Below are 15,799 nucleotides of genomic sequence, written 5' to 3'. Positions count from 1 at the left end.
CGCCAGAATGAGTGCGAAGACGCTGCGATACCTGATCGTGATCGGCCTGATTGCGCTGTGGGAGTTGCTGCCGCGCACCGGTCTCATTCCCGAGCTGTTCCTGCCGTCACTGTCATCGACGCTGATCGCCGGATGGACCGATGCCGCGGAATACGGTCATGCGCTCGCGGTGACGCTCTATGAGGTCGTGGTCTCCATGGCATTCGCCTGCGGCGGCGGCATCCTGCTCGGCGCGATCGTTGGCAGCCTGCCGCGTCCGCGTGTCCTGATCATGCCGATGGTGTCGAGCCTCTACGCGGTGCCGCTCGTGATCCTTTATCCTGTTTTCACGGTGTGGCTCGGCATCGGCTCGGAGTCCAAGATCGCGTTCGCCTCGATCTATGGCTTCCTGCCGACGATGCTCGCCACCGCCGCCGGCATCCAGACCATCGATCCGCAGCTCCTGCTCGCGGCACGTAGCATGGGCGCCACGTTGAGCCAGCGGCTGATCCGCGTCATCATCCCGGCGGCGATTCCGACGGTGCTGTCGGGCCTGCGTGTCGGCGGTGCGCTGGTCATCGTCGGCGTTGTCGTCTCGGAGATGCTGATCTCATCGGCCGGCATCGGCTATCTGATCTCGCGCTACCGCACAATTCTCGATAGTCCGCACGTATTCGCGGGCGTGCTGCTCGTGCTGTTCCTCGCCATCGCCTTCAACGCTGCGATCCGCTGGATCGAGCGCAAGGCGGCGATCTGGCAGACTGGCACGCGGGCCGGTCAGGCCAACGACGACATCGCGTCGGGCGCGATGCAGCCGGCGACCTGAGGTATTGGCGTGTACGATTTGACCCTGACATTCGACAACGGCCCCGATCCGGATGTGACGCCGCGTGTGCTCGACATTCTCGCCGAGCGCGGCATCAAGACCACCTTCTTCGTCATCGGTGAGAAGCTCGCTGACCCCGCGCGGCGCGGCCTTGCGGTGCGTGCGCACGGGGAGGGGCACTGGATCGGAAATCACACGTTTACGCACACCATTCCGCTCGGTGAGCAGGCGGATCGCGAGACGGCAGAGAACGAAATCGGCCGAACTCAAAGAGCGATCGGCGATCTCGCGCATCCCCAGCGCTGGTTCCGGCCGTTCGGTGGCGGCGGCAATCTCGATGCGCGGCTGTTGAAACCCTCCGTCGTGGACTACCTCACCCGCAACAAGCACAGCTGCGTGCTCTGGAATGCGATCCCGCGCGACTGGGACGACCCTGACGGCTGGACTGAGCGCGCACTCGTCCAGTGCAGCCGGCAGCCCTGGACGCTGATGGTGCTGCACGATCTCCCGACCGGCGCGATGGACCATCTCGAACGTTTCCTTGACGCTGCCGAGGCGGCCGGCGCCCGGTTTCGCCAGGACTTCCCGCCGCAATGCGTTCCGATCCGCAACGGCGCGATCGCGCTTCCAATCAACGACTATGTTTCCTCCATCGAGAGAGTGTTTGACTGATGAAAGTTGCAAGCTTCACGATCGCCGGCACCGCGAGCTATGGCATCGTCACCGACAAGGGCGTCATCGATGCCGGCAAGCGCCTGAAGGCCTATCCGACGCTGAAGGCGCTGCTTGCGAAGGGATCGCTCGACGAGCTCAAGAAACTCGCCGGCGAGAAGCCCGATTACGCGCTGCAGGATGTCGCGCTGCTGCCGACCGTGCCCGATCCCGACAAGATCTTCTGCATCGGCGTCAACTATGCCACGCATCTGGCCGAGAGCGGGCATCCGACGCCAGCGCATCCAATGATCTTCACCCGCTTCGCCAACAGCCAGGTCGGCCATGGCCAGCCGATGATCCGGCCGCTGGAGTCTGAGCGTTTCGATTACGAAGGCGAAATGGCCGTCATCATCGGCAAGGCTGGCCGCCGCATCTCGCGCGAGGCTGCGCTGAACCATGTCGCCGGCTATGCCTGCTACAATGACGGCAGCATCCGTGACTGGCAGCGCCACACCTCGCAATTCGCGCCGGGCAAGAATTTTGCCGGCACCGGCGGCTTCGGGCCCTGGATGGTCACGACCGACGAATTGACCGACGTGACCAAGCAGACGCTGATCACCCGGCTCAACGGTGTCGAGGTGCAGAAGGCCCCGATCTCCGATCTCGTTTTCGACGTGCAGGCCTTGATTGCTTACTGCTCGACGTTCACCGAGCTTGCGCCCGGCGATGTCATCGTCACAGGCACGACCGGCGGCGTCGGCGCCTATCGCACGCCGCCGCTGTGGATGAAGGGCGGCGACGTCGTGGAGATCGAGATCTCCGGCATCGGCATCCTGCGCAACCCCGTCAAGGACGAGGGATCGGCCACGGCGACGCGCGCGGCCTGAGAGCCGCGCTCTATAACAATAAGAAGGAGAATCCCATGCCCATGCCAACGCATATCCTGCCGACCACGGTGGTCGGCAGCTACCCGCAGCCGGAATGGCTGGTGAATCGCGCCATGCTGTCGAAGGTGGTGCCGCGCACGCGGTTGCACGACATGTGGCGGTTGCCGGCAGAGCATCTGGAGGAGGCGCAAGACGATGCGACCATCGTCGCGATCCGCGACATGGAACGCGCCGGCATTGACATCGTGACCGACGGCGAAATCCGCCGCGAGAGCTACTCCAACCGCTTCGCCACCGCGCTCGACGGCATCGACGGGGACAATCCCGCGATGATCGTGGCGCGCACCGGCAACACGCAGACCCCGGTGCCGCGTGTCGTCGGTCCCGTCAAGCGCAAGGGCCCGGTCGAGCTGCACGACATGCAGTTCCTGCGCAAGAACACGGATCGGGCCGCCAAGATCACTTTGCCGGGCCCGTTCACGATGAGCCAGCAGGCCAGGAACGAGTTCTACAAGGACGAGGAAGAGTTGGCGATGGCGCTCGCCGAGGCCGTCAATGCCGAGGCGCTCGATCTGCAGAAGGCAGGCGCGGATGTGATCCAGCTCGACGAGCCCTGGGTGCGCAACAATCCGGATCTTGCCAAGCGCTACGCCGTCAAGGCGATCAACCGTGCATTGCAGGGCATCACGGTGCCGACGGTCGTGCATCTCTGCTTCGGCTATGCCGCGGTCGTGCCGGGCTCGAACAAGCCGGCCGGCTATTCCTTCCTCGCCGAGCTCGACGACACCATTGCCGACCAGATCTCGATCGAGGCCGCGCAGCCGAAGCTCGACCTCGGCGTGCTCAGGGACCTGTCGTCGAAGAAGATCATGCTCGGCGTGCTCGACCTCGCTGATCCCGCGATCGAGAGCGTCGACACCGTGGCCGCCCGTATCCGGAACGGCTTGAAATACGTCTCGCCGGACCGCCTGGTCCCCGCGCCCGATTGCGGCATGAAGTACATGCCGCGCGCAACCGCGTTCGGAAAGCTGAAGGCGATGTGCGATGCGGCGGCCATGGTCCGGCGGGAGATCGGCTAAACAAAGCTAGGCCGGCGAGGATGGTTCGTTCGCCGGCCATCGCCTGGCTATGGCCAGCCTGGTCGAAATCTGCGCGGGCGTCAGCTGCCGTTCAAGCCGACAGGAATTTGGTTAGAAGCTCCGTTGTGTCGGTAGGGTTTTCCTCAGGAAAGAAGTGACCGCCCTTGACGGCCCGACCTTGTACGTTGTCGGCCCACTTCTTCCAAATTCCCAATGCGCCGCCATTCTGCTCGTAGAATGTATCGAGCGGCCCGCCGGAAGCCCAGAGGTGCAGCATAGGGCACTTAATGCGCCTGCCTTCCTTCTGGTCCGCCTTGTCATGCTCGATATCCAGGGTTGCGGCCGCGCGGTACTCTTCGCAGATCGCATGCACCCGAGCCGGATCGCGGTAGGTTTCGATGTATTCCGCTTTCACTTCGGGGCCGAATGAGCCCTGGCCGAAGGGATTGTCGAATACCGCGTCCGGCGCACCGATCAGGTATTTTTCGGGAAGCGGTGCCTTCTGCGAGAGTAGGCTCCATGGCCAGTAGGTCATGGCGAACTTTGCGTCGGCGTGGCCCCAGGCTTCCGAGATCGGCAGCACGTCAAACACTGCGAGACGCTGCGCCTTCTCCGGGTGATCGAGCGCAAGGCGGTAGGAAACGCGACCGCCGCGATCGTGTCCAACCAGATCGAATTTGGAAAAGCCAAGCTTATCCATCACGGTGACGAGCTCATTCGCCATCGCCCGCTTTGTATAGGGATAGTGATCCTCCGCAGAGGCGGGAACGCCGCTGCGGCCATATCCACGAAGATCGACGCAGATGACCGTGCGATTACCGGCGAGATGCGGCGCGACATGACGCCACATCAGGCTGGTTCGCGGAAATCCATGGACCATGAGCAGTGGGGATCCGCTCCCGTAGCGCCTGATGAAAATGGTGTTGTCATCGGTCTTGATCTCCTTTGTCTCGAAGAGATCGGAAGCGTTCGAGGTGGAATTGTTTGGGGATTGGCCGGCCGCGCGTCGCGGTAGAAGCGCCAGTGATAGAGCGGCGCTCGATGCAGCGGTCATCACCTGGACGAAGGTGCGGCGCTCGATCTTTGTCTTTTCTGTCATCCCTGAGGTCCTTCGAGGTTCGCGCGACGCTCCTGGCAAACGCCCCCTCAATGACGACGCGGTGAGACATGTTAGCACCTGCGTGGAAGCGCGCTTTCGCAGGATTAGCGTCACTGAACCGTTCGTGCTGATGATTTCGGTCATCCCGCTGGCGCGATGGGGCAGAGGCGGGGAGCAGTCGGGAAGTGATCGTTGGAATGATCCTCCGCCTGTAACCAATTTGGTCGCGTCGCCGAATAGCGGGAGGTCAGGGTAAGCGGAGGTGCGTCAACGCAAGCCGCCAGAGCAATGGAGGATCCATGTCCGACGAAATCAACCACGATCGCCGGCGTTTCGTTGGTGCTGCGGCAACGACAGTAGCTGCAGCACAATTCGGCGTGATCGCGCCGGCGGTTGCAGATCCCCGAGCGAGCAAGAAGGTCGCCCGCGACGTCAGCAGAAGATCGGAAACCGCGGGGACGGACGCCACCGTCGTTCTCGTCCACGGCGCCTGGGCAGACGGTTCAAGCTGGGCGCACGTCATTACGCTACTGCAGTCCGAGGGACTGAAGACGATGGCGGCGCCGATCCCGCTCACATCGCTATCGGATGATGTTGCGGCGCTTGAGCGAGCGTTGGAGCGGACCGACGGGCCGGTTGTCCTTGTCGCGCATGCCTATGCCGGCGCCGTCATTGGTGCGGTCACGCAGGACAGAGTGCGGTCGCTGGTCTTCATTTCGGCTCTCTCTCCCGACGAAGGCGAAACAGTCGCGCAAATATTCTATCGCGACAAGCCGTCGCCGGAGGCGCCGAAACTCACCCCCGACAGTCATGGTTTCCTCTGGATGCCGAACGACCGATTTGGCGCGGCCTGGTGCCAGCATGCCCGACCTGAGCAGGCTGCGCTCCTTGCTGCGATCCAGCGTCCCATTGCCGTCGCGGCAATCCAGGAAAAGGCTCTGAAAGCTGCATGGAAGGCAAAGCCGTCGTGGTACCTGGTCGCCGAGGAGGATCGAATGATCAATCCGGCGACACAGCTATTCCTGGCACGACGGATGGGTGCGCAGGTTCGCTCCGAGAAAGTCGATCATGCATCGCCGATCACCGCGCCGAAGCTGGTCGCCGGAATGATACGCGAGGCCGTCGCCAACGCAGGTCCGAACGCCACGCAGCAACACGGCTGAACTATCGCTATCGGTGCGATATGGTTGAAAGTGCCATTGGCATCTTTTCCAATAGGCGTCGCGACCTCGGCTTGTGCAAACAACTGGACGGAGTCACCAGCTGAATCTTAGTCAGCGGGGGGACCAGGTTCGAGCTCTGGTCCCGCCCACGACCCACAAAGCATCTCACACCCAGCCGCCATCCACGACGTAGTGCTGAGCGGTGCAGGCGGAGGCCTCGTCGGACGCGAGGAACAGGGTGAATTTCGCGACCTCGTCCGGTACCAGCCGACGCTTCAGGCACTGTCGCTGCTGCAGTTCGATCTCGCCCGCCGGCGTCATCCATTTCTCGAGCTGGCGCTCGGTCATGATCCAGCCCGGCGCGATCGCGTTCACGCGGATGTTGTAGGGACCGTAATCGCGCGCGAGGGAGCGCGTCAGGCCGACCACGCCCGACTTGCTGGCCGTGTACGCGGCCATGCCGCCTTGACCGGCCATCCACGACACCGAGCCGAAATTGATGATGGCGCCGGCATTCGCCGCCTTCATGTCCGGCAGCACGGCTTGGGCGGCGAAGAACTGGTGCTTCAGGTTCACCGCGATGCGGTCGTCCCAGTATTCCGGCGTCATCTCCTCGGTTTTGTGCCGTTCGTCATGTGCGGCATTGTTGACGAGGATATTGATCGCGCCGTGTGCTTTGCGCGCCTCGGCGACGCCGGCGCGCAACGCGGCGATGTCAGTCAGGTCGACGCGCTGGAAATGCGCAGCCAGACCCTGATCCGACAGCTCGCGTGCGAGGCGTTCGCCCTCGTCGGCCTTGATGTCGAAGAACACGACATTGGATTTCTGCTGCGCGAAGCGCCGCACGATCGCAGCCCCAATCCCCGATGCGCCACCGGTGACGAGAACGACCTTGCCGGCAAGGTCGGAATAAACGGCGGCCATGGGCACCTCTCAAGTTGCGTTGCGGGCGGTGCGAGGCGCCGCCCAGTTGTCCCGCCAACCTTAGCCATTCCCCGCGTGAGGTGCATAGATCAGAATTTTAGTTGCGTACCTCAAAAATCGAAGGCAGGATTGCAGCCAAAGAATAAGAGCCGGTTGGGAGGAATGTGATGAGACTGCTCGGGAAGCTGGGACTCGCCGCCGCCGCATGCCTGCTTTGGGCCAACTCCGCCGCGGCCGACACGACGGTCAAGTGGTTGCACATCGAAGCCAATCCGGCCCAGGTGAAGATCTGGGAGGAGGTTGCGCGGGCCTATGAGGCGTCGCATCCCGGCACCAAGATCGAGATGCAGTTCCTCGAGAACGAGGCCTACAAGGCCAAGCTGCCGACCATCCTGCAATCCAAGGACCGGCCGAACATCATCTACAGCTGGGCCGGCGGCGTCCTGAAGACGCAGATCGAGGCTGGCGTCCTCGACGACATCACCGATCAGGTGAAGGGTTACAGCGATAGCCTCACGCCGGCAGCGCTCGCCGCCTTTACAGCCAACGGCCGCGTTTATGGTCTTCCGACCGCGCTGTCGCAGGTTGGCTTCCTCTGCAACAAGGAGCTGATGGCCAAGGCAAAGGTCGATCCTGCGGGGATCAAGAGCTGGGACGATCTGCTTGCCGCGGTGAAGACGTTGAAAGCCGCCGGCGTGACCCCGATCGTGGTCGGCGGGGCCGACAAATGGCCGCTGCACTTCTATTGGACGCATCTGGCGGTGCGCGTCGGCGGCAAGGCGGCGTTCGATGCGGCGTTGAAGGGCGAGAATGGTGGCTTCGCCGGCGAGACCTTCCAGAAATCCGGCGAGCTGTTCAAGCAGCTGGTCGATCTGCAGCCGTTCCAGAACGGTTTCCTCGGCTTCAAGAATCCGCAGGCCGTCGGCTATTTCGGCGATGGCAAGGCGGCGATGACGCTCGCGATCTCGACCGTCTATCATCTGCAGCGTGCGCTTGCCGCCGACAAGGTCGGATTGAGCGAAGACAAGATCTGCTGGTTCGACTTCCCGGTCGTGGCCGGCGGCAAGGGCGCGCCAACCGATACGCTTGGCGGCATCACCGGCTGGCTGATCACCAAGGGCTCGCCGAAGGAGGCCGTCGATTTCCTGAAATACTTCGTCTCCAGGGACGTGCAGACGCGGCTTGCTGCGGGCAACTTCATCATCCCGGTGGTGCAGGGAGCGGATGCCGGTCTCAACAACGCCTTCATGAAGCTGATCGCGGCCAATCTGGCGAAGTCGAACTACCACCAGAACTTCTATGACCAGAGCCTCGGCCCCTCGGTTGGCCGCGTCGTCAACGACGTCACCGCCGAGATCGCCGGCGGCAGCATGAGCCCGCAAGACGCGGCCAAGGCGATCGAGGCGGCGTGGAAGCAGGGTAACTGACGGTGGCACGCCGGGCCGCGAGCGTGTCGGCGATGGACGTTGCCGGTGAGCTGGTCCCGCGGGTCGCCAACCGCGGCCCGAGCTGGGACGGCAGGCTGACGGTCCTGATCCTGTTCCTGCCGCCGGCGCTGCTGTTGTTCACGCTGTTCGTGGTGCTGCCGATCGGCGAGGCGGCCTGGTACTCGGCCTTCAACTGGAACGGGTTCGGCAGGCCGACCAACTGGATCGGCTTCGACAATTACCGTTTCGTGTTGGAGACACGCGCCTTCTGGCTCGCGCTGCGCAACAACGGGCTGATCATCGCTGTTTCGCTCGCCATCCAGCTGCCGCTTGCGCTCACGCTGGCCTTGATGCTCGCCGAACGCTTTCGCGGGGCGGTGGCGCTGCGCATGCTGTTCTTCATGCCTTATATCCTGGCCGAGATCGCGACCGGGCTGATCTTCAGCTTCGTCTACGACGGCGATTACGGCCTTGTCGCCTCGATCTGGCGTACCTTCGGCGCCGAGCCCCCGCATCTGCTGGCCTCGACCGACACGGCCATGCTGGCTGTGCTGATCGTCGTCGTCTGGAAGTACTTCGGTTTCCACATGATGCTGTTCATCGCGGCGCTCCAGGGCCTCGACAAAAGCCTGATCGAGGCCGCGCGCATCGACGGCGCGACGCGTTCGCAAGCCCTACGACATGTGGTCATCCCCTTGCTCTATCCGACGATTCGGCTCTCGGTGTTCTTCGCCATCGTCGGCTCGCTGCAGCTGTTCGACCTCGTTATGCCGCTGACGCGCGGGGGGCCCGCGGACTCCTCGAACACGCTGGTGAGCTTCCTCTACAACAACGGCATCTCCCGCATGCGGGTCGGCTATGGCAGTGCCATCGGCGTCATTCTGTTCACGATCTGCGTGACCTTTGCCTTCACGTACAAGCGATGGTTCATGCGTGATGAGTAGCACCGAGACCAGTCGTACGCCGTTCGATCCTGCCGTGCTGTTCAAGGCGGTGTTCCTCGCCGTCGTTGCCGTCTTCGTGCTGGTGCCGCTGCTCGCGACCTTGCTCGGCGGCTTCAAATCGCTCGGCGAATTGCGCGTCAATCCGTTCGGCCTGCCACGTCACTGGGAGTGGCAGAATTATGCCGACATCCTGTTCTCCGCACGCTACTGGCAGCTTCTGCGCAACTCCCTGATCATCTCGACGCTTACGGTGACCCTGACCCTGATCGTCGCCTCGATGGCGGCGTTCACCTTCGCCCATGTCAGGTTCTACGGCTCATCGATGCTGCTGAGCTACCTGACGCTCGGCCTGCTGTTTCCGGCGGCGACCGCGGTGCTGCCGCTGTTCATCAAGGTGCGCGATCTCGGGCTGCTCGATACCTATTTTGGCGTGGCGCTGCCGCAGGTGGCCTTCGGCCTCGCGATGAGCGTGCTGCTGCTGCGGCGTTTCTTCAAGGACATTCCCTATGAACTGCTCGAGGCCGCGCTGGTCGACGGCTGCAGCTACATCAAATTCTTCCGCTATGTGACGCTGCCGTTGTCGCGACCGATCCTGGCGACCGTCGGGACCATCACTTTCGTCAACAGCTGGAACGCCTATCTGTTGCCGCTGGTGATGCTCAACACCGATGCGCTCTATCCCTGGCCGCTCGGCATCATGGTTTATCAGGGTGAGTATTCGTCCGAATGGAACCTGATCCTGGCCTTCATCACGCTGACCATCCTGCCAACCATCATTCTCTTTCTTCTGGCGCAGAAGCACATCGTCGCCGGCCTCACCGCAGGCGCGGTCAAGGGATGAACGATACCTTACGGAGATCACAATGAGAAAAGTCGGCATCGGAATCATCGGCTGCGGCAATATCAGCACCGCCTATCTGAAGGCGGCCCAGCGCTTTCCGGTCATGGAAATCAAGGCGCTCGCCGATATGAGCAGCGATGCGGCGGAGCGGCAGGGTGCCGCCTTCGGGCTGCCGGCGATGCGGGTCGATCAACTGCTCAAGCGAGAGGATGTCGAGATCGTCATCAATCTCACGGTGCCGCTCGCCCACACCGACGTCAGCCTCGCGGTGCTGAACGCGGGCAAGCACGTTCATTCCGAGAAGCCGCTCGGCATCAACGTTGCGGAAGCCCGCAAGGTGATGGATCTCGCCGCGCAGAAGGACCTTCGCGTCGGCTGCGCGCCCGATACGTTTCTTGGCGGTGGCCACCAGACCGCGCGCAAGCTGATCGACGATGGCGCGATAGGCACGCCGGTCGCGGGCAGCGTCTTCTTCGGGTGCCCTGGCCATGAGCGCTGGCACCCGTCGCCGGGCTTCTATTACCTTCGCGGCGGAGGGCCGATGCTCGACATGGGGCCGTACTACATCACGGATCTCGTGCAGCTGCTTGGCCCGGTCGCAAGCGTGATGGGCTCGACGGCGCGCCCGAAATCCGAACGGCTGGTCACCAGCCAGCCGATGAACGGCACCCTGATTCCGGTCGAGGTTTCGACCCATGTCGCCGGCACGCTCGAATTCGAGAGCGGGGCGGTCGTCTCGATCGCGATGAGCTTCGACGTGCCGAAGCACCGGCACGCGCCGATCGAGATCTATGGCGACAAGGGCAGCATGCTGGTGCCGGACCCGAACCGGTTCGGCGGCGAGGTGCAGGTCGCGAAGACTGGCGGTGAATGGGAGCCGGTGCCGCTGACCCACGGTCATGTCGACGGCGAGTTTCGTTCCATCGGTGTGGCCGACATGGCTTCCGCGATCCTGAACAACCGCCCGCATCGCGCCAGCGGCGCGCTCGCTTTCCATGTGCTCGAGGTGATGGAGGCATTCCAGACCTCCGCCGACGAAGGACGCCGCGTCAAGATCGGGAGCTGCGTCGAGCGGCCGGCGATGCTGCCGGCCGGACGTGAAACCGGACAGATCGACTGAGGGAATGACCATGCGCAAGGCAATGATTGTATGGGGCGGCTGGCCGGGACACGATCCCGATCTCTGTGCCTCGATGATCCGCGGCTGGCTGAAGGCGGAAGGCTTCGAGGTCCGGGTCGAGACCACGACGGCGGCTTTCGCCGATCCTGCGATCCACGATCTGTCGCTGATCATCCCGATCTACACTATGTCGAAGATCGAGAAGGCGGAAGCGCTCAATCTCTGCGCGGCGGTGCGTGGCGGCGTCGGGCTGGCCGGGCATCATGGCGGCATGTGCGATGCGTTCCGCGAGTCCGTCGACTACCAGTTCCTGTGTGGCGGGCAGTGGGTCGCGCATCCCGGCAACATCATCGACTACAAGGTCGACTTGACGAAGCCGGATGACCCCATCATGAAGGGGCTGAAGAGTTTCGAGCATCGTTCCGAGCAGTACTACATGCATGTCGACCCCGCCAACGAGGTGCTGGCGACGACGACCTTCACGGGCGAGCACGCGCCCTGGATCGACGGCGTGGTGATGCCTGTGGTCTGGAAGAAGCGATACGGCGCGGGCAGGGTGTTCTACTCCTCGCTCGGCCACCGCGCTTACGAGCTCGACGTACCGGAGATCCGCACGTTGATGACCCGCGGCATGCTGTGGGCGGCGCGGGAATGACAGCTGGCGCGACCCAGCCGACGGTTCGCGCTACGCTTGAGGACGTCGCACGCGCCGCGGGCGTTTCGCTCGCTACCGTCGACCGAGTCGTCAACCGGCGCGAGGGCGTGCGTGCCAAGACCGTCGCGCGTGTCGAAGCTGCGGTTGCAAAACTCGGCTATCGTGCCGACGTCGCGGCCGCGCGGCTCGCCCGCGGGCAGACGTTCCGCTTCGCCTTCGTGCTGCCGAGCGGCAGCAACAGCTTCATGACCAACCTGGCCGAGCAGGTCCAACGCACCGCGGACTGGCTCGCCGGCCACCGCGGCTTCATCGATATCCTCCATGTCGACGTGTTCGATCCGGATGTGCTCGCTGGTGCGTTGGAAAACCTGTCGCCGGCCTATCAGGGCGTCGCCGTCATCGCGCTCGACCATCCCAGGGTGCGCGCCGCGATCGACGAGCTCGCCGCGCGCGGGGTCGCCGTGGTGACCCTGGTGTCGGACGCGCCGAGCTCGCGGCGGCTGCATTATGTCGGTATCGACAACCCGGCCGCGGGGCGAACTGCGGCAACGCTGATGGGGCGTTTCCTCGCCGGCCGCGAGGGGAAGGTTGCCGTGATCGCGGGATCGTTATCGCTGCGCGATCACACCGAGCGGCAGTTCGGCTTCCACCAGATCCTGTCCAGCGAGTATCCGAACCTGCTCGCGCTGCCGGTGATCGAAGGCCGCGACGACAGCGAGCGCACGCGGGAGCTCACGGCCGCGCTGCTGGCGCGCCACGCCGATCTCCGCGGCATCTACTGCTGTGGCGCCGGGAACCGCGGCATCGCCAATGCGCTGGAGGCCTTGGGCCGCGCGCGCGAAGTGGTCTGGATCACGCACGAGCTGACCCAGTACACGCGGCGTTTCCTGGTCCGCGGCACGCTCGATGCCATCATCAACCAGGATCCCGGTCACGAGGCGCGGTCTGCGGCGCGAGTTCTGCTCGCGCATTGTTCGGGTGAGCCCATCAGCCCCGACCAGGAGCGCATCCGAATCGACATTTTTCTGCGGGACAACCTGCCGTGATTAGCGTTCGCAGGTGATACGCAGCTTGCTTCGATAGATGTCGCGAAGCGACGCAGCGGCCTCAACGGTGCTCAGAAGTTCGCTGCCATTGCTGCGAGGTGCTGATGGGCTCTTTCGCGGGCAGCCTCGATGGGCTGTTGCGGTCCGGTGGTTGGCCCGATCGGCACGAAACGGACATTGCTGATACCGATAAAGCGCAAAATTTCCCGCAGGTAAGGCGTTGCCATGTCGATGCGCCCGCGGTTCATTCCGGTGGCGAAATCGCTGCCACTGGCGAGGATCACCGTGGTCGGCCGGTCCTTCAGCAGCGGGAGATATCCCAGGGAGGGATCGAACCGAAAGGTGAGCCCAGGCTGGACGATGATATCGAACCATTGCTTGAGCTTGTAGGGAATGCTGAAGTTCCACATCGGCGTCGAGATCAGCACCCGATCGGCCAGTGAAAAGCGCAGCGCCATCCGCTCGGCCTCGGCAAAGCTGTCCCGTTGCGCGTCGTTGAAGGGCTGCGCCTTCATGCGCGCATATTTGGCCTCGACGATGGGACCTGCGAATTCCGGCAGCCGCTCGCGCCAGAGATCCACGACGTCGATATCCCAGTCCGGACGGGCCTGCCGAAACCCGTCAAGAAAGACGCGCGCGCCGGCGCTCGACTCGGAGTCGGCGCGGGGCGAGCAGGAGAGGTGCAAAAGCTTTGCCACCACTCATCCCAGCGCTCTGATGACGGCGTCCGCCCGGGTGACGATTGCGACGTTCTGCATGGCAAAATTGATCGAGGCGGAGTGCCAGTCGGCATTCATGGTCGAGCAGCAGTCTTCCGGCACAATCATGAAATAGCCCTTGTCGGCGCCGGTGCGCGCGGTGTGCTCGACCGACATGTTGGTCCATGCGCCGGTATTGATGATCATGTCGCGCCCCGTGGCCTTGAGGATCGTCTCTAGCCGGGTGCCCTCCCAGGCGCTCATCCGCATCTTCTCGACGACGAAATCGCCGGGCCGCGGCTCGAGGCCGGAGACCGGGGCGGCGCCCCAGCTGCCGCGCACCATCGCCTTGCTGTCGACGAGACCCTCGAACAGCGGTGCGTTCAGCGTCACGCCGGGTGCGCCGGGCTCGACCACGAACCAGACATGGATGATGGCGACGCCGCGCGCGCGAGCTGTCTCCGCCAAGCGCCGGACGTTCTCGACCACATGCTGTTGCTTCGCATGACCCGGTGCGCCTGACTCGGCGAATGCGCCGCCATCCATGATGACGTCGTTCTGAAGATCCTGGATGATCATGGCGCAGCGGCTCGGATCGAGCCGCATCTCGCCGTCGGCGAGGATGGGCGCCGCAGCCGCGGGGCCGGCGCTTGCGCCGCCGCTGCCGCGTTTGCCGCTCATATAGGGCTCATGACGCGGCCCGGCCTTGGTCGGGATCGCATAGACCGAATGCGTCGACGTCAGATAGAGCGTGCGGAAATCCGGGCCACCCCAGGCAAGGTTGGCGACGAGCTCAGGCACGCGGACCTTCCCCAGCAACTCGCCGCGCGGCGAATAGACCCAGACACCGCCGGGGGCGGTGACCCAGACATTGCCATGCTGGTCGCACTTCATGCCGTCGGGCAGGCCCGGCTCCAGCTCGGAGCGGATGCCGCTCGCGAACACGCGCGCGTTCGACAGCGAGCCGTCGCCGTTGACGTCGAATACGCGGATCAGCGCCTGCACGGTGTCGTTGACATAGAGCAGTTTCTCGTCGGGCGAGAAGCACAGCCCGTTCGGCTGGTCGAACAAATTGCGGTCCACCACGAGCGTCGGCTCGCCGCCGGGCATGACGCGATAGACGCCCTGGAAGCCGAGCTGGCGCGGCCGCTCGACACCATAGACCGGCATGCGGCCATACCAGGGATCGGAGAAATAGATGGCACCGGAGGAGTGCACGCAGACGTCGTTGGGGCTGTTGAGCTCCTGTCCCTGGAAGTGCGAGGCCAGCACCTCGCGCCGCCCGTCCGGTCGCTCACGGATCAGCGACGAGGTCGCGTGCTCGCAGACGATCAGATTGAGCTCGGCATCGTAGGTCATGCCGTTGCATTTGTTCGACGGGCGCTTGACCTCCGCGACGCCGCGCCGCGCATCCCAGCGCCGCCGCACGTCGCCCGGCATGTCCGAGAACAGGAGATAGTGATCGACCGGATGCCAGATCGGCCCCTCCGTGAAGTCAAAACCCGTTCCGACCTGCGCGACCGGCGCGTAGGGGTCGATCAGGCTCTCGAATTCGGAGCGCAAGGTGACGTGCGTCATCGGTCGATATCCTCAGGTCACGTCAGGCAGGGAACCAGTTGCGCGCAGGCAGCGACTGCACGATCGGGCCGGGGACCTGGTCGTGCAGCCGTCCGACGACCATGCCGCCCTCGATCTTGGCCGGCCTGTCGTGCACCGGCAGCAGATAGCGCGAATTGCTGAGCAGTTTCTTGATCGATGCCTTCTCGGCCCGCTTGCTGGTGCCGTGGTTTCCCGTCGTCCGCGGCTCCCAGTCGTGGATCTCGTTGAATGGCGTGACGATCTGGTCGTTGAAGTCGTAGATCACGTCGCCGCAGATCGTCGCGATGCCGTCGGCAGTCTCGACGATGACGTTCATCGATCCCTCGGTATGTGCATTGGCCGCATCGCAATAGACGCCGGGCATCAGCTCGATAGGACCTGTGATCTCGAGGTCGAGGAAGCGCAGCGCACTCTTGGTGTGCAGTCGGTCGATGAGATGCTTGATGTCGGGCGCCGGATATTGCGGATGCATCAAGCCGGAGACGGAATATTCGAGTTCTTTCCGGTTGAGGACGACGGTCGTATTCATCGGAAACAGATCGTCCTTGCCGGCGTGGTCGATGTGCAGATGGGTGTGGCAGACGAAGCGGACGTCGCCCATGCGCACGCCGTGGCGGGCGAGCTGGTTCTCGATCATGTGCTCATGGTATTGCAGGCCGCGCATCCCGAGCGTTTCCATGATCTGGTTGGAGCGGTAACCGGTATCGACCACGACCGGATATTTGCCGCCGAGGATCAGAAAGCCGAGGGTGAGGACGCGGCGCGTGCGGCCGCAGTCGCGGCCGAGGACCAGAAAGCTCGATTCCAGCTCGATATCGCCATAGTCCAGGATCTTGATCTCCAGCGCCATTCGTTTCC

The 15,799-nt window shown here is 63.7% G+C and carries 16 protein-coding genes; 11 read left to right on the top strand and 5 right to left on the bottom strand.

Annotated features, from left to right (window positions below; genetic code table 11):
* Window positions 1-7 precede the first annotated feature (7 nt).
* Genes AB7531_RS30165 through AB7531_RS30150 form a run of 4 tightly spaced genes read left to right on the top strand, consistent with a single transcriptional unit; the run spans window position 8 to window position 3,425 of the window.
* Entirely contained in the window at window positions 8-805 is a 798-nt protein-coding gene (locus AB7531_RS30165; RefSeq protein ID WP_028155758.1) for an ABC transporter permease, read from the top strand.
* A gap of 9 nt (window positions 806-814) precedes the next feature.
* Complete coding sequence (locus AB7531_RS30160) at window positions 815-1,477, top strand: polysaccharide deacetylase family protein (protein WP_063984356.1); 663 nt, start codon at window positions 815-817, stop codon at window positions 1,475-1,477.
* On the top strand, window positions 1,477-2,346 hold the full coding sequence (locus AB7531_RS30155) for a fumarylacetoacetate hydrolase family protein (protein ID WP_063984355.1): 870 nt from the start codon (window positions 1,477-1,479) through the stop codon (window positions 2,344-2,346). Before AB7531_RS30160 ends, AB7531_RS30155 begins: the two co-directional genes overlap by 1 nt.
* A 35-nt stretch (window positions 2,347-2,381) precedes the next feature.
* Window positions 2,382-3,425 (top strand): 5-methyltetrahydropteroyltriglutamate--homocysteine methyltransferase, encoded by a 1,044-nt coding sequence (locus AB7531_RS30150; RefSeq protein WP_199877108.1) that lies wholly within the window; start codon window positions 2,382-2,384, stop codon window positions 3,423-3,425.
* A 91-nt stretch (window positions 3,426-3,516) separates the two neighbouring features.
* On the opposite strand, the gene AB7531_RS30145 is transcribed toward AB7531_RS30150, so the two are convergent.
* Window positions 3,517-4,524, bottom strand: a complete 1,008-nt coding sequence (locus tag AB7531_RS30145) for an alpha/beta fold hydrolase (protein ID WP_441280210.1) — start codon at window positions 4,522-4,524, stop codon at window positions 3,517-3,519.
* 377 nt (window positions 4,525-4,901) lie between these two features.
* Here AB7531_RS30145 and AB7531_RS30140 point away from each other — a divergent pair, with 377 nt between their 5' ends.
* Entirely contained in the window at window positions 4,902-5,687 is a 786-nt protein-coding gene (locus AB7531_RS30140) for an alpha/beta hydrolase (RefSeq protein WP_063986526.1), read from the top strand.
* Between the two features lie 165 nt (window positions 5,688-5,852).
* On the opposite strand, the gene AB7531_RS30135 is transcribed toward AB7531_RS30140, so the two are convergent.
* The gene (locus AB7531_RS30135; protein WP_063984354.1) at window positions 5,853-6,611 is read right to left on the bottom strand and encodes an SDR family NAD(P)-dependent oxidoreductase; all 759 of its coding nucleotides are present in this window, start codon (window positions 6,609-6,611) and stop codon (window positions 5,853-5,855) included.
* 167 nt (window positions 6,612-6,778) lie between these two features.
* Between AB7531_RS30135 and AB7531_RS30130 the strand changes: the two genes are divergently transcribed.
* The 6 genes from AB7531_RS30130 to AB7531_RS30105 are packed head-to-tail and all read left to right on the top strand — an operon-like array spanning window position 6,779 to window position 12,644.
* A complete protein-coding gene (locus AB7531_RS30130) occupies window positions 6,779-8,038 on the top strand; it encodes an extracellular solute-binding protein (protein WP_063984353.1) in 1,260 nt (419 codons plus the stop codon).
* 2 nt (window positions 8,039-8,040) lie between these two features.
* Window positions 8,041-8,982, top strand: a complete 942-nt coding sequence (locus AB7531_RS30125) for a carbohydrate ABC transporter permease (protein ID WP_063984352.1) — start codon at window positions 8,041-8,043, stop codon at window positions 8,980-8,982.
* Window positions 8,975-9,823 (top strand): carbohydrate ABC transporter permease, encoded by an 849-nt coding sequence (locus AB7531_RS30120; protein ID WP_063984351.1) that lies wholly within the window; start codon window positions 8,975-8,977, stop codon window positions 9,821-9,823. The genes AB7531_RS30125 and AB7531_RS30120 overlap by 8 nt, the downstream gene beginning before the upstream one ends.
* A 22-nt stretch (window positions 9,824-9,845) precedes the next feature.
* Window positions 9,846-10,943, top strand: coding sequence for a Gfo/Idh/MocA family protein (locus AB7531_RS30115; RefSeq protein ID WP_063984350.1), 1,098 nt, complete (start codon window positions 9,846-9,848; stop codon window positions 10,941-10,943).
* A gap of 10 nt (window positions 10,944-10,953) precedes the next feature.
* Entirely contained in the window at window positions 10,954-11,598 is a 645-nt protein-coding gene (locus AB7531_RS30110) for a ThuA domain-containing protein (RefSeq protein ID WP_014496439.1), read from the top strand.
* Window positions 11,595-12,644, top strand: a complete 1,050-nt coding sequence (locus AB7531_RS30105) for a LacI family DNA-binding transcriptional regulator (protein ID WP_063986525.1) — start codon at window positions 11,595-11,597, stop codon at window positions 12,642-12,644. Before AB7531_RS30110 ends, AB7531_RS30105 begins: the two co-directional genes overlap by 4 nt.
* 71 nt (window positions 12,645-12,715) lie before the next feature.
* On the opposite strand, the gene AB7531_RS30100 is transcribed toward AB7531_RS30105, so the two are convergent.
* The 3 genes from AB7531_RS30100 to AB7531_RS30090 are packed head-to-tail and all read right to left on the bottom strand — an operon-like array spanning window position 12,716 to window position 15,791.
* The gene (locus tag AB7531_RS30100; protein WP_063986524.1) at window positions 12,716-13,342 is read right to left on the bottom strand and encodes an FMN-dependent NADH-azoreductase; all 627 of its coding nucleotides are present in this window, start codon (window positions 13,340-13,342) and stop codon (window positions 12,716-12,718) included.
* A gap of 3 nt (window positions 13,343-13,345) precedes the next feature.
* Entirely contained in the window at window positions 13,346-14,920 is a 1,575-nt protein-coding gene (locus AB7531_RS30095; RefSeq protein WP_063984349.1) for an isochorismatase family protein, read from the bottom strand.
* A gap of 22 nt (window positions 14,921-14,942) precedes the next feature.
* Window positions 14,943-15,791: an N-acyl homoserine lactonase family protein gene (locus AB7531_RS30090; RefSeq protein ID WP_028147221.1), complete on the bottom strand. Its 849-nt coding sequence runs from the start codon at window positions 15,789-15,791 to the stop codon at window positions 14,943-14,945.
* Window positions 15,792-15,799: the final 8 nt, after the last annotated feature.

It is taken from the genome of Bradyrhizobium sp. 63_E2_N1_3 (genome assembly GCF_052076005.1).
GTDB classification, from domain to species: domain Bacteria; phylum Pseudomonadota; class Alphaproteobacteria; order Rhizobiales; family Xanthobacteraceae; genus Bradyrhizobium; species Bradyrhizobium barranii.
This window is presented reverse-complemented; position numbering and strand designations above follow the sequence as displayed.